Source organism: Bacillus sp. PK3-067 (assembly GCF_056738645.1).
This window is the reverse complement of sequence record NZ_CP096493.1, coordinates 28,782-49,610: the sequence shown is the minus strand read 5'-3', so window position 1 is coordinate 49,610 and position 20,829 is coordinate 28,782. Positions and strand designations below refer to the sequence as shown.

The following is a 20,829-nucleotide window of genomic DNA, read 5'->3' as shown; positions in this document are numbered from 1 at the left end:
TTCATGGATTTCCTCACAAATCATTCTTATTTGTTGCTTGCTCCTGCAGTTTTTGAAGTTGAATACGCATTTGCGGTACATACCAACTTTTTCTCAATCGAATAATTGAAATTCCTACAATTAAAATCAAAAAGGCTTGTAGGAAAATATCTTGTGTTTCCCATAACGTGCACAAATACAGAAGACTTCCCGAACAAAAATAGTACATGGCCAATAATAGGTTTATATTTGCGATTATCATTTGTTTCTTTATAATAGCGACTATTCCTGCTAAAACAAGCGTACAAACTCCTATACTTAGCAAAATATATGCAATAACCTTTAAAAAAAGCATCCTCACCCCCCTTTCTTTCTAAGAACCCATTTAAACCACTTAAAGAGCCGAATAAAGAGCGTAATCTCATTCGATACCAAATGTATTAACAGTTTCTTTAAAATCAATTACAAGCGAATTTGAAGCGTTATTTTTTCTGAAAGGGAAACTTTTTATGTTGAAAATCATATATACTTTGTTTTCCAACACATCCAATTGAAAACCCTGTAAAAAAAGTTGCACCTATGATTTTTAATCCCCATTGCCATGTGTTTTCCTGTAAAAAATGGTGCGAAACATAGAGACATACCCCTGTACAAATAATGATCCAGATTCCATATTCATCATATTTTCTCTGTTCTAACTTTTGTTCCTGGAACGGATATACCTGGATAAATAAAAAGGCTATCAGCAAAACTGACAGCCCAATTCCCAATACGATCATATTTTATCGCCCCATTTCCACTCGATTACACCTCTTTATAGCGCTTCTGTAACAATTGCTGTACACGCGCCGCATACATTCTAAAATGGGGAACGTTTTGTGCGGCAACCTTTCCAAAATCCATTTGCATTAATGTTTCTTCTAGCAATTTAAACTCAAATTCCAGGAATTTATCATGTTGTTTCTGAATCGAATGCGGGATATTATGCAAGGCATCCGTAATTTCTCGCACATATGTCACACTGGATTCATCTTGGTTTGAATAGGAAAATACATTTCGAATCAATACAAACGTTTCTTGCAATATTTCATATCCAATGTGATGCAATACATTTTTATTTACCAACTCCCCTCATTCCTTTCTCTATGGCCCTTCAATTCCTGTATTGATTTGGAACTCATAATTTTCTACAAACCATTTTTCACCTTCTAATAGTAAATTTAATTTCATAGTGTGTTTTTCTTGTTGTTCTGTTCCATCAACCGTTACAAGATAATCATATTTAACCGTTACATCGGCTTTATTATCAGCGGTTTTAATGTAGTACATATCCGTTATCTTTGCTTTCGTTTGAATGTGCATAGACCCATCATCTTCTATATGGTTATGTGCATCCTCTGGCGCATTTAATAATTTGTTTCGTGCTTCTCCAGTTATCATTTCTTTGATCTTTTCAAACCCTGGCTTTTCTTTTTGCTTGTTATCATTCTGTATTAACAGCTCTACAAACTGTTTTGCTACTTCTTGCCCTTTATCTTGGGTATTTTCTGTTAAAACTGTTACACGCTTTTCCAATGCTCGATTCTCTGTTTTTAGCTCTTTTACTTGTTCCGTCCATTTCTTTTCTGTCTGCTCAACTTTATGCTGTAAGGTGCGATTTTGATTCCATAACCATACACTGATACCCAATAGTACAACTATGATTAAACCAACGATTCCCTGTTTCATCCCTAATCCTCCCTTTCTTTCCGCTTATTTCGGCAAATAAGGTGCTGGGTCGACTTGACCAAACGTCAAAGATGTTTTGATCTCAAAGTGAAGATGTGGCCCTGTTACTTGCCCTGTTCTTCCGCAAACACCTACCTGTTGACCGACTCCAATGTTTTGACCTTCCTGTACAGTAATGGACGACATGTGACCGTATAAACTCCAATATCCATTCCCATGATTGATTACAACTACGTTTCCATATCCGCCAAACCCCGAACCGGAAGCGCCAAATTTCGCCCACTCTACAACGCCACCTTTCGACGCGGCAATTGGTGTGACACCGTCTTGGCAAGAATAATCAATACCTTTATGAATAGTGCCCCAGCGTGGCCCGAATGGGCTTGTAATCGTTGTTTGAGCGATAGGACGAATAAACCCTTGTGAGCTTGCTGATCCAGTATCTACAACGCCGCCTGGCTTTCCCGCTTCACAATTAAAAGTAAGGCCGCCCATTTGCGCCACAAACTTTGTTACTAATACAGGCCACAAACCATTTGTACCATGCGGATCATTTGCGGCTCCTGGCGGTGCATATTTCGCTCCAATTGCTTCTATGGTTGTTATCCCCATACCAATATAGTTTTTATATAAGTTTCGGGCCATAGCGTTGATTCCTTCATCTAAAGTGGCAAACTTCATGAACCCTTTCATTTGCGAACTGCTAGGGTCCATAAGTCCACCTGGATTGTTATAGTTCTTTACTGCATTAGAAGTACCGTTCCCCGTTTCTAATTTTGCAATGGCTGCTAATAAAACGGGATCGATTTGGTTTTGTGTTCCTGCATTTAAAAAGGCTTGTGCTTTCCCTGTAAAAACGCCGCCCAGGTGGGGTTGTAATTCTTCTGGTGCCACTGATTTTCCACCTGGCCGACAAACCGTCATTCCATTACTTGGGATGGTTGCTGGTGCTTCCTCTTCTTTTTTGCCAATGCCTTGCCCTAAAACAATAAATAAAAGAAATCCAATACAGACGAACAATCCTATCGTGAAAGTAGAACTCCCAAAAATAAATGTCAGTAACCAGGATTTCTTTTTCTTCTTCTTTTTTTGTTCTTGTGCAATCTCTTCTTGTACCGTTTTATCTACAACTTCTTTTATTTCTGGTCTCATATCATCCCTCCCCCCTTACAACATGTATCAAGATTGATTGGAATACTTTCGAACAATCAGCCCATATGTAAGGGCCAAAAGAATAGGTATAATCGCTAAAACATGAAATAGTAACGTTAAAGGAGTAGATTGCTGGTTTTGTATAAAGTCTAATAATCCAAAATGACCGATTCCTACAAACCAGATAAAAAAGGCTAGTTTGGCCCTGTCATCAATAGGGCAACGTAACTCATTATGGATAATTTGGAGAGTTAAAAGAATGAGCGTATACCAGATAAGTAACCCTAAACCAATCCATCCTAATAAATCTGTCGGCCATTCTCTCTGTATGAAAAGAATGATTATGTTCATCCACCCTAAACACCCAATACAGAGAAAAATACTGATACTCACCATTTTCATACACGTTAGTCCCCAGTGTTTCATAGCTATATCGCTCCTTTTTTCGTAAAAAAATAGTAAAGTCCTAAAAGTCTAGGACTCTACTCATCTTTTTTTGGTGGCTCCAAATCATCTAAGTTATCTAAGTTTTGCGGATCAGTAGAAGGCATCCAATTTTCACTTCCCGCGGCTACAGCTCCATATTGTATATCTGGTGTATCGATTGTTTCCGCTTCTCCTTGAATCGGTTCATTTTTGCTTACTTCTTTCTCATTTACTCGTGTTAAATCCGTAGGGGAAATGGATTCCGTTGGGATAAATGAGTCAGAAGAATTTGTCTCTTGTACAGTTGACTCGACATCTATATTAGGTTTTTTTGCAACAATTTCCCCCGCTTCAGTCACTTCTGCAGGAATAGCATCTGGAATATCTGCACTTGTTGTTTCTGGTGTATGAGGTACAATGACACCTTCTTCATTTACATCTGCACGAATTGTATCTGGTATTAAAGGTTCATTTGCCTCTGTTTCAATTGGCGCTGAGATTTCTTGTTGTGGAATATGTGTTGAAGTTTCCTGTTCTGGCTGTATTTCTTCTCTTGAAATATCCATCGGAATTTCTTCTGTTGGAATGTCTTGTTGTGGGATATCGGATGGGATTTCTTCATATGCTTCATGATCTGTTGAAACTTCCTCTAATGGAAGTTCTTGTGTTGGTACTTCTGTTTGAATCTCTTCATATGCCTCCATATCGCTTGAAACTTCTTCTAGTGGTATTTCTTGTTCTGGTACCTCTGTTTGGATTTCTTCATATGCTTCCATATCAGTTGAAACCTCTTCTAATGGTACCTCTTGCTCTGGTACTTCTGGCTGTACCTCTTCATATACTTCTATATCAGTCGGAATGTCTTCTAATGGCACCTCTTGTTCTGGTACTTCTGGTTGAATTTCTTCATATCCCTCTATGTCAGCTGGCATTCCTTCTCCTGTTGGAATTTCCTCATCTTCTAAAGATACAAGTTCTGGTTGAACGTCCATTTCTGATTCTTCTACCTCTGTTCCTTCTTGTTTTCCTTCTACTTCTTGTTCTAATGCTTCCTTATCTAAGCTGATAAGGTCTTGTTGCATTGGTGCCTCTTCTTCACCTGGTAGTGTTTGTTCTTTCCCTTCCTCTTCCTGCTGTGATAAATCCCCATTTTTATCACGATCCTGTAAGGAAATAAGGTTTCCTTTCTTTTTATTCTCTTCTTTTTCTTGTTCCGTTTGATTATTTGGTAAATCATTCGGTATATTGGCTTGCACTAACGGGTTGGCTTTTGTCTTTTCATCGTCTGTCCCTGCATTTTCTAACTGGCCGCCTGCCGCCGCCAATTCAGCCGCGTTGTTAAAATGCATCCCCATTTTGTCTCCAATATAAGACATTGTATTTCCAGCGTATTCTTTCCCCTTATCTACAAAGTTTTCAGTCATAAGAGATATATTGGTGACCGTTTCATACACACCACGTGCTCGACTAAAGGCCGCAACAATATTTCCTCTAAAGATGTAACATAAAACGAAAACAAGAATTTGGAAAATCATTGTAGACACATACCCTGCAACGCCCGCTTCTGGTAACACATATAGTAGTTCTGCTACTGTAAAGATGATGACCAGCATAACAGACATAAAGATTTTTAATGCCAATGGGCGAATCCATTGTGAAGCCCAGCTTTCAATAACTCTGCGGTGTCCTGGCAATAGAGCAACCGCCATAACGATTGGTGAGATAATACTCATGACAAGGAACCATAATTGGAATGCTACAATCAGTAAACAAAATGCAATCACTGGAACACCTGCGAATGTATTCACGACATAGTACATAACTGTAAATACAAGACGCTCTCCTACAGAAGAAATCACCATCATTTGATTTCCTTTTTTCACTTCTTTCTCAACTGCTTCATTTCGTTCTTTCCCTGGTGATTTTGCCAATAATTCATCTATTCGTTGAGCACCCAACTTTTCTTTTGAGTCTTCCCCATACTGTAGAAACAAATATGGTCGTTCAACTAACAAATCCCAAATTTGTTTTTTCACTGAAAAGATTGCGTCCGCTTTGGATCGTCCTGGATCACCCGCAACCGTTCCTGTTGCTTTTGCTAATACCGTTACACTAATTTCAGAACTAATTGTATTCGCACTCTTTAAGATTGTACTTGCGTTCCCGATGTACGTAACAATAAAAGCAATGACAAATACTGTTTTTACTAACTCACTTAAACCTTTTGAGGGCTGACGTTTAATAAAGAAGATATAACCTGCATAACAAGCCGATAACACACAAGCAATACCGATAATTGCTGGGAATAGTCCAGAAGATAAAAAGCCACCTTTGCCAATACCAGCAATATTTTGCATAGCCGCGCCTAATTTATCCGCAACTGTATCTACAATGTCCAGGTTCAACGCTTGATCGACTAAGAAGATGGTTAATTGACCAAGAATCACATTTAACTGAAAGGCCATATTTGCAAACCATTGACAGGTTGTATACAGCATTCTTTGTAAGTCTTTTCCTACACTATCGTCACCAAATAAGTACCCACCAACTTTTTGAAACACGTTTTTTTCATCTTCCTTTGGCTGGTACGTATCAATCTCATAATACTTGCCCTTATAAATTCCATCTGTGTACCCACTAAATAAATTTTCGGAAATTCGTGCCCCTTTTTGTTCCTGTTTTTCTTCTGTTTTTGTATCTTCCGCTAGGGCCACATAAGGCCCTAACGGTAGTAAAAAGAATACAAGAATCATACAAATAGAGAAAAGTTTTTTCATTCCTTTTGCCCCCATTTATGGACATGTACAGGTTTCACACTTCCTACAATGGAATCTAAACTATTATTGGAATCCCATGCCCATTCATAATTTTTCCACTTTCCGTCTTTTTCATCTTTTACCATTCTTAATTTCCTTCCCATTTGAGCATTTTCTACAGGATCAAAGTATTTCACACGATAATAATATTCATTTGCTCCCTCTTTTAAATCATATCGATATAAGTCGTATCTTTCTTTCATTCCTTTGCTAGCACCAGGATTCATAACCTCATCTTTACCTAAGTCATATTTCTTATATAACAAGTCATTAATTTTATTTGAATCCATTTCAATATAAGCTCTTACATACTCCATCGCGGCTTTATCCGCTTCTTTCATATCACGCTCTTTTTGACTCTCTTGTTGATTTGCATTGCTTTTTGTTTCATTTGAGCAACCCGCAATCCCCGTTACCATCAACATTCCTGCTACACATAATCCAGATAACATACGTAATTTTTTCATCGTTCCATCCTCCATATACAGATAATTTAGAATACTCTTATCTGTATTGTAATACGAATTACGCCAATTGTTGTGCGCGTTCTTCGTCTGTTTTCGTAGAGGAATCAAATGCAGTCTTTAATTCTTGGAAAACAGGATCAATTTCTACAACCGCGGTTCGGCCAAAAATATCCTGGAACAAGGCTTCGCCACGTCTAAGCTGGCGTAACATTAAGATATTTTCTTCTGTGACCGGTAAGTTATAGTAACGCAACATTTCTTCCGCTTCCTTATCGTATTTCAGCGCAAAACAGAACTTCATACCCACATTGGCAACCTCTTTGTTTTCAGATTGATAATCGGATGCGTTTTGTGTTCCTAAATACAAGCCGATATTGTGATAACGTCCCTCTCGAATGATTTTGTCAGAAGACGCCGCACCCTCTTTATTTTTCAAAATACTTGATGCCTCGTCTTGTAGGTATACTTTGAAAATACTACGATCGGAATGCATTAAAGATTTACCAAATGCCGCTAATGCAATTAAGATACTACGAGATAATTTGTCTGTAACACTCTCATTCTTTTCCTCTGATTTCGGAATGCGTAAATGTTGAATTTGTAATACTTGTAATGGGCGTTCTAGGCTTAATACGCGGTAATCTTGACCTGGTCTACCAAACAATAAATCTCCTAGCTGGATGCCTTCTAAGGTTGCTAAACGATTTGTAAGGGCATTTAACCGTTCTAATTCAGTTGGCAATAAGTTTGGTTCTTTCTTCATTTCCTCTAGTTCTTTACGAACCAAAGTTAAACATGCGTCTTCTTTTTTCGCTACTCGTTCAATCGCCTTATATAAATAGTCATATCGGATATCCTCTAATCCTACATCCGATAGGAACGTTAAAATTTCAAGTGCTAAACTTTTCGCATCTTCAATTGTTGCGCTTATTCGGAATGGGTCTAAACAGCCTGCATCCTTTTTATCCTTCCCAAGCGTCCACACTTGCAAGGTATCCTCATTGAACCCTGGCAATAATTCGGGCCATCTTGTGCGGTCCCCTTTAGGATCAATAATAAATGCCCTTCCGCCACTCATAACAATCCAGAAAGCGAGTAAGTTCATTAGGAACGATTTCCCTTTCCCTGTTTGCCCCGCGAACATAACCGATAAACTTTCAAATGCTGTCACAATGTTATCTAATGCTTTCGCCGCTAGTTCGGGACGAACAAAAACAGGACGATTTAATTTCTTTGTCTTTCCAATGTAAAACCCTTGATTGTCACCAATTTGTGTTGTGGCCCCAAACATGCCCATTGCAAGTACACCTGGCTCCACAAACAATTTGAAGTCCGTATTATAACGTTTAGAGCCTGGTAAGAACTCATAGAAGTATGCTAGCTGTTCTCCAAATGGATTGACCAATTCAATTTTCATTTTGCGATATTCTGTAATGAGCGTATTGACGCGTGATTTTAATGTTTTTTCATCTTCGGCATATACACAAAACAGTACACTTAGTTCATATCCAGGTGCTCCTGTTGTTTCAAATCGATCTTTTACAATTTTGACGCCTCTTGCTTTACGATCAATTGTTAAATCTGTTGTACGACCGCCTACCATTGCTTGTTGGCGTTGATCGTTTAATTCCAATTCACTATTTGAGAGCTTTTGTGTGACCATCTGGTTTTCTAAGTGATACGCTCGAATACTCATTTCAACAGGAAACTTTAACGAATGCGATTGAATGCGATAAATCCACTCTCCACCAGGAAACGCCGATATTTCGGGCATATCTTTCACTGCAAGAAAAGCAACATGAGAGGTTTCAATTTCCCCTTCTTCATTTTGTCTTTCGAGTATAAGAGAACGTCCTGGGCTTTCATCAATCACCGTATCCGTTAATTGGATCATTTCTTGTAAATCTGGGCGGCGTACTTTTACCGCCTTTCCTTCTTCATTTTGCAACGTAACTGTAGAACCTACCTTCCAGTTTTGATTCCGATTCAGTTCTTTCATGCCGCGTTTAAAGTTATGATGGAATAAAAAGCGTGTTGTAGATGGTTTCGCACGTCTTGTATTATGAAAGGCCCCTCTAACCTGGCTAAATAACACGTCTTCTACTTCTAAATAATTTTCAATTTCCTCTTCTAAAATATCCGTCACATTCATACCCGATATATTTTGAGCTGTCTCTGCAAAGCCTTCTCTTATCTTCTTCATAAACTTCCATGTTTCTACGACAGGGTTACGAATTTGTCTTTCCTTCTGTTCCATGTTCAGTTGTACTAAAACAAAAAAGCGATATTCCATGTTCTCTTTCGCAATGGCCGCATTTCGTAAATATTCTTTTACCTTTTTGAAAAGAAAGCGTCCTGTAGGTGCCATCGGCCCTTTTAAAGTGGAAATATGTTCATCCAGAATTTCATCTGAATTTGTTGTACGAGGAATCACAAGTAAGTGGACATCATATTCTTGATGGGTAAAAAGAGCGAGTTGATTGCGATAATATACTTTTTTCGTGCTTTCGTCTTGATGATCGTATTCGAATCCGTCTACTTCATATACTGCGGATACTTTTCCATCTATACTAAACGCTAAATTCTTTTCAACGTGCTTTAATGGTGATCTGTTCATCGTTTTCAACATCTTTCATTTCCTCCTTTTGGGGTAAAAATGTTAGGTTATAAGCGTGTATGTCTTTCTCTTCTTCTTCGCTAGATGAATGTACGATTGGTATATCTTTAACGTCATATTGCACACACACATGACCACGAATCACATGTTTTTTTAGTTTAGGCAAGGTCACTAATCGGCTACTTTGATGTTTACGTAAACGAAATGTAACCCAGGACCGAACAAAAGAGAAAAGTGATTTTCCATCTGTTTTATATTTATCCGCGCCCCATACGAGGAAAAGAGGAATCACACCATAGTACATGAGCCAAACTTGATCGATCATATCTCCAAAGATCCATTTAAAGAGAGGAAGGAAGCGGAAGGCTACAAGCCCCGCTTCTACCGCCGCAAAATAACCAAGTGCCCTCCATGTAACCGCACGCGGAAGACGATACCCCATAATTTCGTACTGTCTTCGCATATAGTTCATATAGCTTCCGAAACAATAGACAATGATAGATTTTGATTCTTTTTCCTTCATGTAGCCCTCTTCCTTTCCATCCCTTACTTAGACGCCAAACAATCCGCCTAACCACGTTCCGATTGTTTTTAATGCATCTGGTTTGTTAATGAAGAATACAACAATCCCGCCGCCAACAATTAACGTGATCGCTTTTCCCCATGCACGCTTTGCCGCTACGATCAAGATAACAATGATAAACGCACAATATAATGCGTATGTTCCTTGTGTCTTCATCATTTCAAAAAATCCTTCCAACCCGATTCCTAACACAAAATGATTTATATTGAACATATACATGCCCCTCTCCTATTTTGTTTTTAAGTCTTTTACAACCCATTGCTTTCCATCTTGTTTTACAAACAACGTGTAACCTGTTTTCATTTTCGTTTCAGAATGCGGATCAATCATAGATACCTCTGTTTGTACCTCATACGTGCCTTTTGTTTTTCCTGGATAAATCTTAGAGGAAAGTACATTTTCAAATTTCATGGCTCCTTCTAACCCTTTAATATCCGTATTAGCTAGCACATACGCGAGTTCTTTTTGTGTTGCGGTCGTATAGGATTTAAAGAACGTGGGTAGAAATTCTCGAATGTCTTCTTTTACAGCGAGTTCATGGACTTCCTCTCGGTCTTTCTCTTCTTTTCCTTCTGGTACTTCCGCTTTTTCATTCACCTTGACGATTTGAGGGAATCCACTAATCACAAAAGCCTTTCCATCTGATTGAACAGGAACCGACACTTGCTGGATCACCTCCTTATCCTCTGGTCCGCTATTATCTGCTTTCATGCGGCTTAATTTGTATTTCACTTTAAAAATTACGTTTGCTTCTTTCTCTGTAACCTCATCTACTTTTAATACAGTTGCGTATAGAAAATTGGAATCCCATTGCATACTTACAAAATCTAAACCAACTTGCGGATCAAATGTTTTCGGTATATAGGGATGTAAGCGCTCTGAACGTTTCTTCTTGCCTTCATCCCCTCTTTGCCATGTAAAGTATTCCTTTGCGAATCCGCGCGCAAATTCAATTGCTTCTGGACGTGTAGAAAGGTTTTGTTTTTGCGTAACTTCCTTTGGAGTGGTGCTGGCCTTTGCTGTTGTATCTCCCTTTCCTTTTACTACGGTTGTGATGGATACAATTAGCATCCAACTAAACAGGAGCCAAAAGGCCCATTTTCCAATTAAGCGCCCTTTATAAGAAGGAAGCTTTGTTGCTTTCCTTGCCTTCCCTTGTTTACTTTCAAATGTTTTTGCAAACCACTGTTTCACCTTTTGAAACATATTCATCCCCCCTTCAATTTCGGTACTGGCGTAAAGATCGTTCGTAGCAATCACAAGCGAATGAAGCCATACCAACCGCGGTTGATTCATCTTTTATTTCATTTCTTGCATAATTGATAAAATTGTTGAGTTTCGTTTGACTGCCTGTGATATAGGGAAATCGAGCATGAACCACATACCGTTTGTCTTCATCCCTCCCTACTTCAAAGGACGCTCCATCTGTAGCCCGAAACTCCCTTACAAACTCCAAACCTTCCAATATATCCATATTTATCACCCCTTATGGTCTACCATCTTCCATATCCCCACTACGACCAGGAAGAAAAGCAATACACCTTCCCATCCTTGTGTATAGTAAATTTCCACCACTTTACTTTTCACCGCTTCCCAGGCTTCTCGTGATCCTGGTACTCTTTCAAATAACCAATCTGAAAAGACAACTAACAGAAAAATACAGGCGCTTATCGATAAAATAAACCGAAACACATTCTTAGAACCTCACTTTCTCATTTGGATTTTGAATATTCCGATAAATATTCCCGAATGGGTCTTGCAATATATCTTGAAACAGTGTGATATAAACTGGAATTTCTGGACTGCTTACCCCTTTTAAGTAGCGAATCAATTCTTTTTCCCTACTTTCACTACCTGCAACAAATACCAGGCGCCATATCGGTATTTCATATCCCATACCAGCATGTGTCCGATAGTCTGCCTTTTTTCCTTCTTGCGTCATGAAGTCGTTATAACGGATGATCTTTTTTTCTAATACTTCTTTTGATCCGTAAGAACGTTCCATTTCCATGAATACACCAATGTTTTTATCAATCGCTTCTTTTAATCCAATTACCGCAACCCCATCTGGGCGTATGACGCGATTTTTTCCTTTTGCATATTGGAATGTGGCCCGCGGTTCATTGATCCATTCTTTTAATTCCAATCTTTCTTCTCGTTTCGATATTAATGTCATGGCACATTCAATTTTTGCTAACATTAAACTGTGATATACAAAGGATGCCGAACGTTGGGACCAACTACTTTTCCAATGCACACTCCCTCTTAATCCACAAACTGTTTCTACTCCCTTTGCCGCAAGCGTATATACGTTTTGCGGTCTTCCAGATTTACGAACCTGGTTTCTTGAAACAGGTATGGGAAGTAATTCATTTTTTAAATATTTTTCTTGTACCAAACGATTCAAACGGTAGTATACTGATTTTTTCTTATGGTTTGGATATACTTTTTCTGTTATATACTCCATATCAACATAGATGTGATTGTGTATATCCATAAGTAAGTTTTGGTCTTCTTCCAATAACAACATACTGCACATAGTCTCTACTCCTTTTCCCACATATCGAAAATGCTTTTTTCTCTTTTCATAACTGCCTCCATTTCATTCTCACCCTTTGATGGTTCGATGATTGGCGTTTCTTCTGGAAGTTCTATTTCTGATTCTTTTGTTTGTGTTTCTGGCTGTTTCACTTCTTGTTTTTCTTCTTTCACTTTTATCGCTTCGGTAGCTTGTTTTCGAAATGGGATAATTTGCGCTTGATGTGTGGGTTTAACTGGCTTTGTTTCGGAAACAGGTTCTTTCACTTCTTCATTGGAAGGTGCTTTTTCTTCTAATTCATCTAGCCCCGATGTCACAACAGGTTCTTCTTTTGTTAAATTGACTTTTTCGGCTTGTTGATACTTGCCTTTTCCATATAGAAACTCATCAATTTCCTTGTCGATTTCTAATCCTGCTTTCCCATTTTGTTGCTCTAAAGAATGAATCTTTGCTCTGGTCCATTCATTTGATGCATGAATTTCTTTTTCGTTTTTATAATTCGCCGCTTTTCCATTTGGTAGGTATCGGTCTAATGGTGGAACACGTATCGTACACCACACATTTTTTGCCTCACCTCTGATATAATCTTGTGTTTGAATCGCTACAACTAAGTTAGGAAGGTTTTGCAAATACTCTGTACGGAATTGCTTTTGCATAATGCCCTCTAACGTTTTTGCGGAATTATGACCTTGCCTACATACAAAGTAATTTCCGCCCGCCTCTGTTAACATGTCTGTTAGCTCTCTGTCTAACTGTCCCGAAACTTGCTGGGTAATCACCCATAATCCAAATCCATGCTTCCGATCCTTTGCGATGATTTTCGGAAGAACGGGTACTGGCACGTCATGAGCTTCATCTATTACGCCTAAATGTAGTTTTGAACCATGCGGCCGCTGTTGGGCGATACGGTGATATTGATTACAAATGTAACCGACTGTTAGTAATGTATCTTCTTTTCCCATGCCCGCTAAATCATAAAAGATAAGGTGGCCTTCATCCATCCACTTCCGAATTTCTAAGGAAAAGCCTGTTTGCCCGTACATACGCTTTAAATACAGCGTATTACGGAAGATATCTAATCGGTTTAAAATTGCCTGTGTGCTGTCTTCTAATGCGCTTCCTACTTCATATTTCCAAAAATGAGAGTAATATTTTTGTTCTGGCCCTTGTAAATTGGCTATTACGTTTGCTCGAAACATTTCATCACTTATGAAGAGTGGGATACTTAAAATCGTATGAATTTGACTCTTATCACAAAGTAACGTCCCAATAATCGCCCTTAGTAATCGTTCTGTTTGTTGTGCTTGCCCTTGAATCATTAACTTAATCATTTCCATAATGGATTCAACCACTGTTTGGATATCTTCATTTGGAAAACGATGAAATAAATTCAAGGCTGGCGGATGATCTGTGTTTCGAAAACTTATAAAGTGAACCTTGCTCCAATCCACCTGTTTCCCATCCTTTTCCGCTTTTAACAGTCGATTCATTGCTACATATGCCAAATCTTCTGTCGGATCAAATAGGGATAATCCACCCGCTTCATTCGGATTTTCTAGCCACTTATCAATAACACTTTGCATCAACCTCATGGCAATGGTACTTTTACCAGACCCAACTTTCCCTGTAATGTAGCCATGATTCTTGAAGAAATCTTCTCGAATTTTTACTAATCGGTCCCTAATATAGGGATGCATTACATGACCAATTGAAATGCCTTCGGCCAATAAATCATCTGGTATCATGTTTTCACCTTTATCTAGATACAAGATGTTTCGCTCTGTCTTGCTGTTTTTATCACCCGTTACATTCGGAAGATGGAACAAGTTTAATAGCTCTGATCCCGTCCAGATCATTTTTCCGTATACGGGATGTGGTACAGCTGGCATACTGCGTCTAAAGCGTCTATATCTCAGCTCATTCACATCAGCCATAATACTTGCCACCATATGTCCTAAGTTCTTGATAACAGGTACACCAGGATAATAGTCACTTGCGAATGAAACAGATACTTGAAATGCGACTTCATTTTTGGCAAACCGCTTATTTAATGCGCGAATCTCTTCTTTTTCAAAGGCATCTAGCCCATGCTTTTTCTTCTTTCGAATGGCCTTTTCTGCTTTTCGAATCCCTTTTGTCAGCTGATACCCGTTATCTGGTGTAAAAGCAACATCAACCCATGTCTTTTCTTCCATTGCACTTCCTAACATCGGTAATACATCACGTGTATAGCGTGCGAGTGATAACGTGGCATCTAGCCGCTTTCTCTTTAATACCATCCGTCCTCCTACCGCTTTCCTTGTTGGAAATGGCATGTCTTCCTTTGGGACAGTATAAATTTCACTATGGGTATAGGCGCTTTGTATGGCTTGCACAACCTGTTTGATTTTATCTTCTGGACCACCTAAATAAAAGCGAACACGCTCGTTTTCTCCCTCTGGACGATACATCGTCATGCGGTACCAATCGCGCCCTTTTAACAGGCGTTCTAAAGGTTTTCGGCCCGAACCATGTACATGCCGAATCATTTGCCCTAGTTTATCTGGTGTGAGTTCATCATCTATGTGTGGAATGAATAATACGTATCGATACCGCTTCTTTTCTAGGTATAAATAGATGCCATGTAAGACAATTCGTATGACAATTCCTAACAGGATCAATAAGGCAAACCCGCGAAACACACTGATTACAGTTGGCACCAGCTTCATCAATTCTGTGAGGATTTTTTCTTTAGAAAACCAGACAAATGCGACAGCTCCTATACCTAAAAGCATTTTCCAGTTCTTTTCTATGAAGTTTTCAATTTCTTTGTCGAGCTTGCTGTGCGCCACTTCTTCACTTCCTTTCTATCCTTGAAATGGCCTTATGCAAGAGCTAATATCTTTTCACGATGCTTTTCTGTTCGTTCTTCTGCGACTAATTGAATCAAGATTTGAGGTTGCATGATTCCATTTTGAGGTTGATTAATTTGATCTAAGAGTGTTTTATAGTTGAAGAGTTCTTGCTTCACTTGTTCAATATCTAATTCACCATTTACCGTTACTTGTTCTTTCCAGAACGTTTCCCAGCATTCTTGACGATTTTGATACGCTTGTTTTCCCATCTTGCTTCCTCCTTTTAAGTGGGGAGGATATTCAGTGAAAGAATGTCCTCCCATGAATATTATGATTTGCGCGCTTTTTTGTAAGGGTCTAGCGTGACCAAGTGAGAAGAGAAAATCATGCTTTTCCCCATTCTTCCCGCCCATTCTTCTGTACGCTTACTTGTTGAAGGTGTATGTGTTGTATGAGGAACTCGACCGATATAAAAACCGCGTTTACTTCGCATATGCTTAATTGGTTTCATAAGAAATCCTCATGTATTGTTTTATCTTTCTATATAGCTAAATAGAAATATTCTGTACATCTAAGAGGTTTCATTCATTATGAAGCTACTAAATCTAATTCTTCTAAATCTGTAGAAAGGATCGTAATTTCTTGTTGGTGCTCTTTGAACAGAACATGTTGGATATTTTTTCGCAACTGAAACCCATCTTCCACCAATGCAAGTAAATATGATTTCGTATATTTCCTATCATTGATTTGATAATGTACATCAAATATGCACATTTGATCCCGCCCTCCCTTATCAGTTCAGAGTTTTTTAAACTTCTTGATTCTTACGTTTTCTAAATGCGTAAACAGCTAGGATACTACCAAGAACGACAAATGTAATACCAATCCATTTCCAATATGGATTTTCAGCTTTGCTGCCTGTTGTTGGTAAATGGCTTTCTACTTTCTTAGGTTGTTCTTTCATCGGTTGTGGTTGTTTTACAATGTTTTGTGGTTTCTCTGGTGTTGGTAAAGGTTTTTCAATGACCTGTGGTGTTTGTGGCTTCTCTGGTTGTGGTTTTGGTTGTTCTGGCTGTGGTTGTTCCGGTTGCTCTGGTTGTGGCGTTTCTGGTGTTGGTGGAACTTCTTTTTTCTGATCTGCTACAACATGTTTGATAATCGCACCATCTGTTTTAATTTCAAAAGAGAATGTTTCTTCATTGATTAAATATCCCTCTGGTGCGAATGTCTCTTTATATGTGTATTTACCAGCTGGTAATTTCTCAAACTTTGCAATGCCTTGTTCGTTTGTTTTTCCCTTCACGACTTCCTGGCCTTGCTCGTTATAGATTGTAAACTCTGCGCCTGGTAGCTTGTTATTTCCATCGGCTATGTCTACTTTTGTAATTTCAATTGAGCCTTTAATCTTTGTATTCTTTGCAACTAGCTCAATTGTTTTTCCGTTTTCAGTGATGCTAAACGGAATCGGGTCTTTTACCAGCACATAGCCCGCTGGTGATGTTTTTTCAATGAATTGGTACTTTCCAAATGGGATATTATCAATTTTGATTAACCCGTTTTTGTCTGTCTTATGCTCACTGATTTTCCTGCCTTTTTCATCAGCTAGGATAAAAACTGCACCTTCTAATTTTGTTTTCCCATCTTCATCTACTTTTACAAGCTGTACATTTCCTTTTACTTGATCGTTTTTCACTTCGAATGTAAGTGTTTGATTATGCTCTTTTACTTCAAATGGATACTTTGTTTGATTTAATAAGTAACCTTCTAATCCTTTCGTTTCCTGGAAGTAATACTTTCCAAACGGAAGAGAATTTACTTTCGTAATTCCTTCTTGATTTGTAGTTACTTTTGTAACTGCCTTTCCTTCTGGCGTAAATACTGTAAATTCAACACCTGGGAGAATCTTGCCTGTATCACTTACTTTTTTAATTTCAATATTGCCTTTGATTTGTACATTTTTCATTTCAACAACAGCAACTTCACCTGTTTTCACTTCAAAAGGCTTTGGCGTAGCATCTAGCACATATCCAATAGGCGCTTTCACTTCTTTTACAGTGTATGTGCCAAGTTCTAAATTACCCATTTCAGCGATACCGTTTTTGTCAGCTGTAATCGTTCCCATAACTTGTTGATTGCTGTTTGCGATTTCAAATACTGCGCCTGGTAGTGGCTTTTTGCTTTCATCCACTTTCATCACTTTTAAGGCGCCATTTGCTTTCCAGAATACTTGTAAGTCTGTGCTTACTTGTTCTGTACTGCGCTCTAATAATACAGTTGCATCTTGAATCGTACTTGTTCCTTTATATACGATCGCATGAACATTCGTTAGATTTGAAACGACTTTTAGAGATAGTTCACTACTCTTAGAGGATTTTGGTACTTGAATACGGAACTTTTCTCCTAGTTGGAATGTTTCTTTCACTTCACCTTGTTCTGTGACAATACGTGTGCCTTGTGGCGCATTGTTCATTTGTACTTGAAATGTACCTTTTTTCGCATTTGTTTGAACGTTATATGTTGTTGTTTCGAAATATTCACCGTTTAATTGGGCTTCTTGTTTATCCGTTGGAATGACATTCATCCAAACATCTTGTGTATCCTGGCTTTGATTTGCCGCATGAATGATGTTCTTTGCCGCTTTTTGAACAGCCGCATTTTTGAACTGTAATTCATCAACAGAAATCTGGCCAAGTGCATTCCAAAGAGCTAATTGGGTTGCGTAATGGGCTTCTTTCCAATTGGAAACTCCTAGATTTTCTGGTGTTTTCTGTGGGTACCCATTCATTAAGACACGATAGGATACATCATCTGTTTTGCCCGCTTCGGGTAAATCCTCTCCATTTGGGGATTTTAAACCGTATACCAGACAATACGCAATTTGACCACTAGCGTTCTTTAGAAGCTCTGTACGAACATCTTTCCCATACTGCGGGCTATAGGCCCAATCCATCTGATACCTTTCTCGATTGATTACCTCCGCACTGGCTTGATTCAGTGGAATCAAGAAGCTCATAATGAATAAAAGTACACTCGTAAAGAGTAGTAGTGTTTGATACGATCGTTTCAAAACCATTTTTTACAGCTCCTTTAGGATTATTCAGTTTTCAAAGGACAGAATATTTAGAATTTTATCTTTCTAAATATAGAACAATATACTTTAGTCATAATTATTTCGTCTTTTAGCCGAATTTCATTTACAATACACTTAGATAGATGTAATCAATAACATGAGGTTTATTCATTCTGTGATGGGTATTGCACGATAATATGTTGGTCTGAAAAGTTTCTCGATCGGAACTTCAAGGAAATCAGCTATTTTTTTAGCTTTATTGTCTTTCAGACTCCTTCTTCCAATTTCAACATCATATAATGTGCCGATCGGAATTTTAGCGCCTTTGGAAACTTCCTTAATACTTAAACCTTTGGATTCCCTGTATTCTCGTACAACGGTTTTGTTTTCATGTGACGCTAGCATTTTTTCACCCTCCCTTCCCTTAATTACATTTTATTCGGCTTAAAGCCGAAAGTCAACACTTAAGTGTTAAAAATAACACCAAAGTATAAAAGGAGGATTATACCTAATGGATAACAATATATTTGGGAAAAATATACGAAAGTTAAGAGCAATGAAAGGCCTTAGTAGAAAAGATTTTGCTCAAGCCATAAATACACCATATAGTACCGTAACAAGCTGGGAAAATGGAGATAAAGTCCCTAAGATTGAACGTCTACCGACAATCGCGAAATTTTTTAATGTTAGTGAATCAAGACTTTTACACCATCAAATGAGTGATAATGAAATTTTAGAAAAAGATAGTAGTGAAACCGATCCAATAGAACGTATGGCTCAAATTTTGATTGAAAAATATAGAAATGTTCCAGAAGAACACAAACCAAGAATCGAAAAAGAAATTCTTAGGATGGCGCAACTTCTGGAAATTGAAATAGAAATGCAATCGCAACACGAGGAGTAGAGCGCATCATAATAACAAATTAGAGTACATATATTTATCTATATTTTTTAGTTAATTACGAGTAATCAATATCCACATGGTTTGTACTATCATATAAATCAATTAATTTTCCCATGATTTCTAAATCTCCATTACACGCCTGAACAATTTGAACAATAAGTGATTCGCAATTAGCTTTATTTTGAATATTTTCCATATAGCCGCTCCTTTTTTGGGATTAATTGATATTCTTGTTCGCCGAAATCCAGTTCGAACATTTAAAAAACTGTTTATAAAGTAACAAAAGACACCGTATAAACGGTGTCTTTTGTTACTTTTTGTTTTTCTACAGTCAGCCCATTCCTCCAGGATCGACCATATATTGCACATTATTAGAATTTTGGATCTTATTTTTTTCTGAAATACTTAATCCACTTAATAAAATTAATGATACAGTACATAAAATGGCTAGTTTTTTCATTTTACGCCTCCACATTTTAACAATTCTTTACAATCATTATAAGCCTTTGTTGCATATTGGGCAAAAAAGTAATCACCATTTTCAATGAATAACTTTTTTGATTCGGCTATTATATCCAGGTCCATTTTTGCTTGACCTAAATAACAATACTGAATTGGCGTCAGTTTTTTATTTTTATTTTTTAATTTCATTAATATTTCTATTGCTTTTAAATACTCCTTCTTTAAAACAAAATACAATGCTAATTCTGCTGGATGGAGCTGTTCTAAGTTAATTGTTTCTATTTCTATATTGTGTATAAGTTTTAAAAAGTTCATGTTATTTATGGCTATTCTATACTTAAAATCACATTTATTTTCTAATTCTTCAAGTGCTTTTAAAGTATAATCATATGACTTTTGATAATCCGAAAATAAAAAACTCTCTCCTAGCCTCAAATTGTTCATCGCACTCATAACGGGGAAATATTGTATATTTTCATACATCATTAATTTACTATTTTGTTCTCTAAATTCATTGACTTTTAGCCTTCTTAATAAAGCATAACTCCAAATGTCAGTAATCCAGTAATTATAAAGTAGTTTTAAATCCTGATTTTTAATCTTAGAAATATTGGTAACAATACGATTTCTATATGTATCAAACATTCCGAAATCTCCAATATCACCACTAGAAAGTAAGTATAAAATATCACAAAATATCTCCATATCTAAATTTTCTTTTTTAGGAACTGTTTTTCGAATATCTTCTAAACACAAAAGATGGTCCTTCGGATTTCCGCCCCTGGGACGTTCATAGAACAGTTTAAAAAGTGGAGAATATTTTTTCACATTATAATCTGCATGACTGCTAGATAAATCAACTAAATATTTTAAAATCGAGGAATAACCGTTAAGATAAGCGATAACAAATAACCTTTTCATATTAATTTTTACATTTCTTTCATATTGATCAAAAATGTTTATACAACATTCTTCATGAATGTCTCTTCTATCTGGGAAAAGAACTTTCGCCATTTTAAACACACTAAACATTGAAACTTCTTTATTGTATTTAAACAAATCTGTTAAAGTAGACTTAGAAACTTTTGCTTCAACAGCAAAACAATCATATGTCTTATGTGCATTATTAATTTCTTCTTGTAATTTCCTATTCCAGTAGTTCATACATTCCCACCTCTTGAAAGAAAATTCAGACATATTTAATACATTATATCAAACGATTGTTCTGAATGAAGGGTTTTATTACAGAAAT

General features: G+C 37.4%; 25 protein-coding genes. 1 reads left to right on the top strand and 24 read right to left on the bottom strand.

All coding sequences use genetic code 11. The features are described from left to right. Positions 1-13: 13 nt before the first annotated feature. The 21 genes from M1D73_RS29965 to M1D73_RS29865 all read right to left on the bottom strand — a co-directional run bounded on the left by M1D73_RS29965 (position 14) and on the right by M1D73_RS29865 (position 18,616). On the bottom strand, positions 14-334 hold the full coding sequence (locus M1D73_RS29965; RefSeq protein WP_481158065.1) for a hypothetical protein: 321 nt from the start codon (positions 332-334) through the stop codon (positions 14-16). A gap of 127 nt (positions 335-461) precedes the next feature. Continuing rightward, the gene (locus M1D73_RS29960) at positions 462-758 is read right to left on the bottom strand and encodes a hypothetical protein (RefSeq protein ID WP_000636253.1); all 297 of its coding nucleotides are present in this window, start codon (positions 756-758) and stop codon (positions 462-464) included. Between the two features lie 25 nt (positions 759-783). Continuing rightward, positions 784-1,104, bottom strand: coding sequence for a hypothetical protein (locus M1D73_RS29955; RefSeq protein ID WP_481158064.1), 321 nt, complete (start codon positions 1,102-1,104; stop codon positions 784-786). A gap of 18 nt (positions 1,105-1,122) precedes the next feature. After that, complete coding sequence (locus M1D73_RS29950) at positions 1,123-1,707, bottom strand: hypothetical protein (RefSeq protein ID WP_481158063.1); 585 nt, start codon at positions 1,705-1,707, stop codon at positions 1,123-1,125. A 24-nt stretch (positions 1,708-1,731) separates the two neighbouring features. Continuing rightward, positions 1,732-2,859 (bottom strand): peptidoglycan DD-metalloendopeptidase family protein, encoded by a 1,128-nt coding sequence (locus M1D73_RS29945; protein WP_481158062.1) that lies wholly within the window; start codon positions 2,857-2,859, stop codon positions 1,732-1,734. A 27-nt stretch (positions 2,860-2,886) separates the two neighbouring features. Beyond that, complete coding sequence (locus M1D73_RS29940) at positions 2,887-3,285, bottom strand: hypothetical protein (protein ID WP_481158061.1); 399 nt, start codon at positions 3,283-3,285, stop codon at positions 2,887-2,889. Between the two features lie 56 nt (positions 3,286-3,341). Then, entirely contained in the window at positions 3,342-6,062 is a 2,721-nt protein-coding gene (locus tag M1D73_RS29935) for a CD3337/EF1877 family mobilome membrane protein (protein WP_481158060.1), read from the bottom strand. Next, complete coding sequence (locus tag M1D73_RS29930) at positions 6,059-6,568, bottom strand: hypothetical protein (RefSeq protein WP_440047063.1); 510 nt, start codon at positions 6,566-6,568, stop codon at positions 6,059-6,061. The genes M1D73_RS29935 and M1D73_RS29930 overlap by 4 nt, the downstream gene beginning before the upstream one ends. Positions 6,569-6,626: 58 nt before the next feature. Further along, the gene (locus M1D73_RS29925) at positions 6,627-9,197 is read right to left on the bottom strand and encodes an ATP-binding protein (protein WP_481158059.1); all 2,571 of its coding nucleotides are present in this window, start codon (positions 9,195-9,197) and stop codon (positions 6,627-6,629) included. Then, entirely contained in the window at positions 9,157-9,708 is a 552-nt protein-coding gene (locus tag M1D73_RS29920; protein ID WP_481158058.1) for a TcpE family conjugal transfer membrane protein, read from the bottom strand. The genes M1D73_RS29925 and M1D73_RS29920 overlap by 41 nt, the downstream gene beginning before the upstream one ends. Positions 9,709-9,735: 27 nt before the next feature. Continuing rightward, complete coding sequence (locus tag M1D73_RS29915) at positions 9,736-9,987, bottom strand: TcpD family membrane protein (RefSeq protein WP_000281809.1); 252 nt, start codon at positions 9,985-9,987, stop codon at positions 9,736-9,738. A 9-nt stretch (positions 9,988-9,996) separates the two neighbouring features. Further along, positions 9,997-10,974 (bottom strand): conjugal transfer protein, encoded by a 978-nt coding sequence (locus M1D73_RS29910; RefSeq protein ID WP_000487023.1) that lies wholly within the window; start codon positions 10,972-10,974, stop codon positions 9,997-9,999. Positions 10,975-10,987: 13 nt separating this feature from the next. Further along, positions 10,988-11,242, bottom strand: coding sequence for a hypothetical protein (locus M1D73_RS29905; protein ID WP_479350106.1), 255 nt, complete (start codon positions 11,240-11,242; stop codon positions 10,988-10,990). A gap of 5 nt (positions 11,243-11,247) precedes the next feature. After that, on the bottom strand, positions 11,248-11,460 hold the full coding sequence (locus M1D73_RS29900; RefSeq protein WP_481158057.1) for a hypothetical protein: 213 nt from the start codon (positions 11,458-11,460) through the stop codon (positions 11,248-11,250). 4 nt (positions 11,461-11,464) lie between these two features. After that, positions 11,465-12,307, bottom strand: coding sequence for a replication-relaxation family protein (locus tag M1D73_RS29895; RefSeq protein ID WP_000337181.1), 843 nt, complete (start codon positions 12,305-12,307; stop codon positions 11,465-11,467). 5 nt (positions 12,308-12,312) lie between these two features. Next, positions 12,313-15,138, bottom strand: coding sequence for a type IV secretory system conjugative DNA transfer family protein (locus tag M1D73_RS29890; protein ID WP_481158056.1), 2,826 nt, complete (start codon positions 15,136-15,138; stop codon positions 12,313-12,315). Between the two features lie 32 nt (positions 15,139-15,170). Beyond that, positions 15,171-15,410, bottom strand: coding sequence for a hypothetical protein (locus M1D73_RS29885; RefSeq protein ID WP_481158055.1), 240 nt, complete (start codon positions 15,408-15,410; stop codon positions 15,171-15,173). Positions 15,411-15,469: 59 nt separating this feature from the next. Continuing rightward, complete coding sequence (locus tag M1D73_RS29880; protein WP_481158054.1) at positions 15,470-15,652, bottom strand: hypothetical protein; 183 nt, start codon at positions 15,650-15,652, stop codon at positions 15,470-15,472. 77 nt (positions 15,653-15,729) lie between these two features. Continuing rightward, positions 15,730-15,915: a hypothetical protein gene (locus M1D73_RS29875; protein WP_000334852.1), complete on the bottom strand. Its 186-nt coding sequence runs from the start codon at positions 15,913-15,915 to the stop codon at positions 15,730-15,732. Positions 15,916-15,949: 34 nt separating this feature from the next. Further along, positions 15,950-18,214 carry a SpaA isopeptide-forming pilin-related protein gene (locus M1D73_RS29870; protein WP_481158094.1) on the bottom strand — a complete coding sequence of 755 codons (2,265 nt, stop codon included), beginning with the start codon at positions 18,212-18,214 and terminating at the stop codon, positions 15,950-15,952. Positions 18,215-18,379: 165 nt separating this feature from the next. Beyond that, the gene (locus M1D73_RS29865; protein ID WP_000881199.1) at positions 18,380-18,616 is read right to left on the bottom strand and encodes a helix-turn-helix domain-containing protein; all 237 of its coding nucleotides are present in this window, start codon (positions 18,614-18,616) and stop codon (positions 18,380-18,382) included. A gap of 106 nt (positions 18,617-18,722) precedes the next feature. On the opposite strand from M1D73_RS29865, the gene M1D73_RS29860 reads away from it, so the two are divergent. After that, complete coding sequence (locus M1D73_RS29860; RefSeq protein WP_427260357.1) at positions 18,723-19,115, top strand: helix-turn-helix domain-containing protein; 393 nt, start codon at positions 18,723-18,725, stop codon at positions 19,113-19,115. Positions 19,116-19,170: 55 nt separating this feature from the next. On the opposite strand, the gene M1D73_RS29855 is transcribed toward M1D73_RS29860, so the two are convergent. The 3 genes from M1D73_RS29855 to M1D73_RS29845 all read right to left on the bottom strand — a co-directional run bounded on the left by M1D73_RS29855 (position 19,171) and on the right by M1D73_RS29845 (position 20,741). After that, complete coding sequence (locus tag M1D73_RS29855; RefSeq protein WP_176518721.1) at positions 19,171-19,311, bottom strand: hypothetical protein; 141 nt, start codon at positions 19,309-19,311, stop codon at positions 19,171-19,173. Between the two features lie 135 nt (positions 19,312-19,446). Continuing rightward, positions 19,447-19,575, bottom strand: a complete 129-nt coding sequence (locus M1D73_RS29850; RefSeq protein WP_255290535.1) for a hypothetical protein — start codon at positions 19,573-19,575, stop codon at positions 19,447-19,449. Beyond that, a complete protein-coding gene (locus tag M1D73_RS29845) occupies positions 19,572-20,741 on the bottom strand; it encodes an AimR family lysis-lysogeny pheromone receptor (RefSeq protein ID WP_427260359.1) in 1,170 nt (389 codons plus the stop codon). The genes M1D73_RS29850 and M1D73_RS29845 overlap by 4 nt, the downstream gene beginning before the upstream one ends. Positions 20,742-20,829 lie beyond the last annotated feature (88 nt).

Bases quoted from the DNA above. Each gene is read 5' to 3' on its own strand.
- M1D73_RS29965 (WP_481158065.1), bottom strand. From the start codon at position 334: ATGCTTTTTTTAAAGGTTATTGCATATATTTTGCTAAGTATAGGAGTT.
- M1D73_RS29960 (WP_000636253.1), bottom strand. From the start codon at position 758: ATGATCGTATTGGGAATTGGGCTGTCAGTTTTGCTGATAGCCTTTTTA.
- M1D73_RS29950 (WP_481158063.1), bottom strand. From the start codon at position 1,707: ATGAAACAGGGAATCGTTGGTTTAATCATAGTTGTACTATTGGGTATC.
- M1D73_RS29945 (WP_481158062.1), bottom strand. From the start codon at position 2,859: ATGAGACCAGAAATAAAAGAAGTTGTAGATAAAACGGTACAAGAAGAG.
- M1D73_RS29940 (WP_481158061.1), bottom strand. From the start codon at position 3,285: ATGAAACACTGGGGACTAACGTGTATGAAAATGGTGAGTATCAGTATT.
- M1D73_RS29935 (WP_481158060.1), bottom strand. From the start codon at position 6,062: ATGAAAAAACTTTTCTCTATTTGTATGATTCTTGTATTCTTTTTACTA.
- M1D73_RS29930 (WP_440047063.1), bottom strand. From the start codon at position 6,568: ATGAAAAAATTACGTATGTTATCTGGATTATGTGTAGCAGGAATGTTG.
- M1D73_RS29925 (WP_481158059.1), bottom strand. From the start codon at position 9,197: ATGTTGAAAACGATGAACAGATCACCATTAAAGCACGTTGAAAAGAAT.
- M1D73_RS29920 (WP_481158058.1), bottom strand. From the start codon at position 9,708: ATGAAGGAAAAAGAATCAAAATCTATCATTGTCTATTGTTTCGGAAGC.
- M1D73_RS29915 (WP_000281809.1), bottom strand. From the start codon at position 9,987: ATGTATATGTTCAATATAAATCATTTTGTGTTAGGAATCGGGTTGGAA.
- M1D73_RS29910 (WP_000487023.1), bottom strand. From the start codon at position 10,974: ATGTTTCAAAAGGTGAAACAGTGGTTTGCAAAAACATTTGAAAGTAAA.
- M1D73_RS29905 (WP_479350106.1), bottom strand. From the start codon at position 11,242: ATGGATATATTGGAAGGTTTGGAGTTTGTAAGGGAGTTTCGGGCTACA.
- M1D73_RS29895 (WP_000337181.1), bottom strand. From the start codon at position 12,307: ATGTGCAGTATGTTGTTATTGGAAGAAGACCAAAACTTACTTATGGAT.
- M1D73_RS29885 (WP_481158055.1), bottom strand. From the start codon at position 15,410: ATGGGAAAACAAGCGTATCAAAATCGTCAAGAATGCTGGGAAACGTTC.
- M1D73_RS29880 (WP_481158054.1), bottom strand. From the start codon at position 15,652: ATGAAACCAATTAAGCATATGCGAAGTAAACGCGGTTTTTATATCGGT.
- M1D73_RS29875 (WP_000334852.1), bottom strand. From the start codon at position 15,915: ATGTGCATATTTGATGTACATTATCAAATCAATGATAGGAAATATACG.
- M1D73_RS29870 (WP_481158094.1), bottom strand. From the start codon at position 18,214: ATGGTTTTGAAACGATCGTATCAAACACTACTACTCTTTACGAGTGTA.
- M1D73_RS29865 (WP_000881199.1), bottom strand. From the start codon at position 18,616: ATGCTAGCGTCACATGAAAACAAAACCGTTGTACGAGAATACAGGGAA.
- M1D73_RS29860 (WP_427260357.1), top strand. From the start codon at position 18,723: ATGGATAACAATATATTTGGGAAAAATATACGAAAGTTAAGAGCAATG.
- M1D73_RS29855 (WP_176518721.1), bottom strand. From the start codon at position 19,311: ATGGAAAATATTCAAAATAAAGCTAATTGCGAATCACTTATTGTTCAA.
- M1D73_RS29850 (WP_255290535.1), bottom strand. From the start codon at position 19,575: ATGAAAAAACTAGCCATTTTATGTACTGTATCATTAATTTTATTAAGT.
- M1D73_RS29845 (WP_427260359.1), bottom strand. From the start codon at position 20,741: ATGAACTACTGGAATAGGAAATTACAAGAAGAAATTAATAATGCACAT.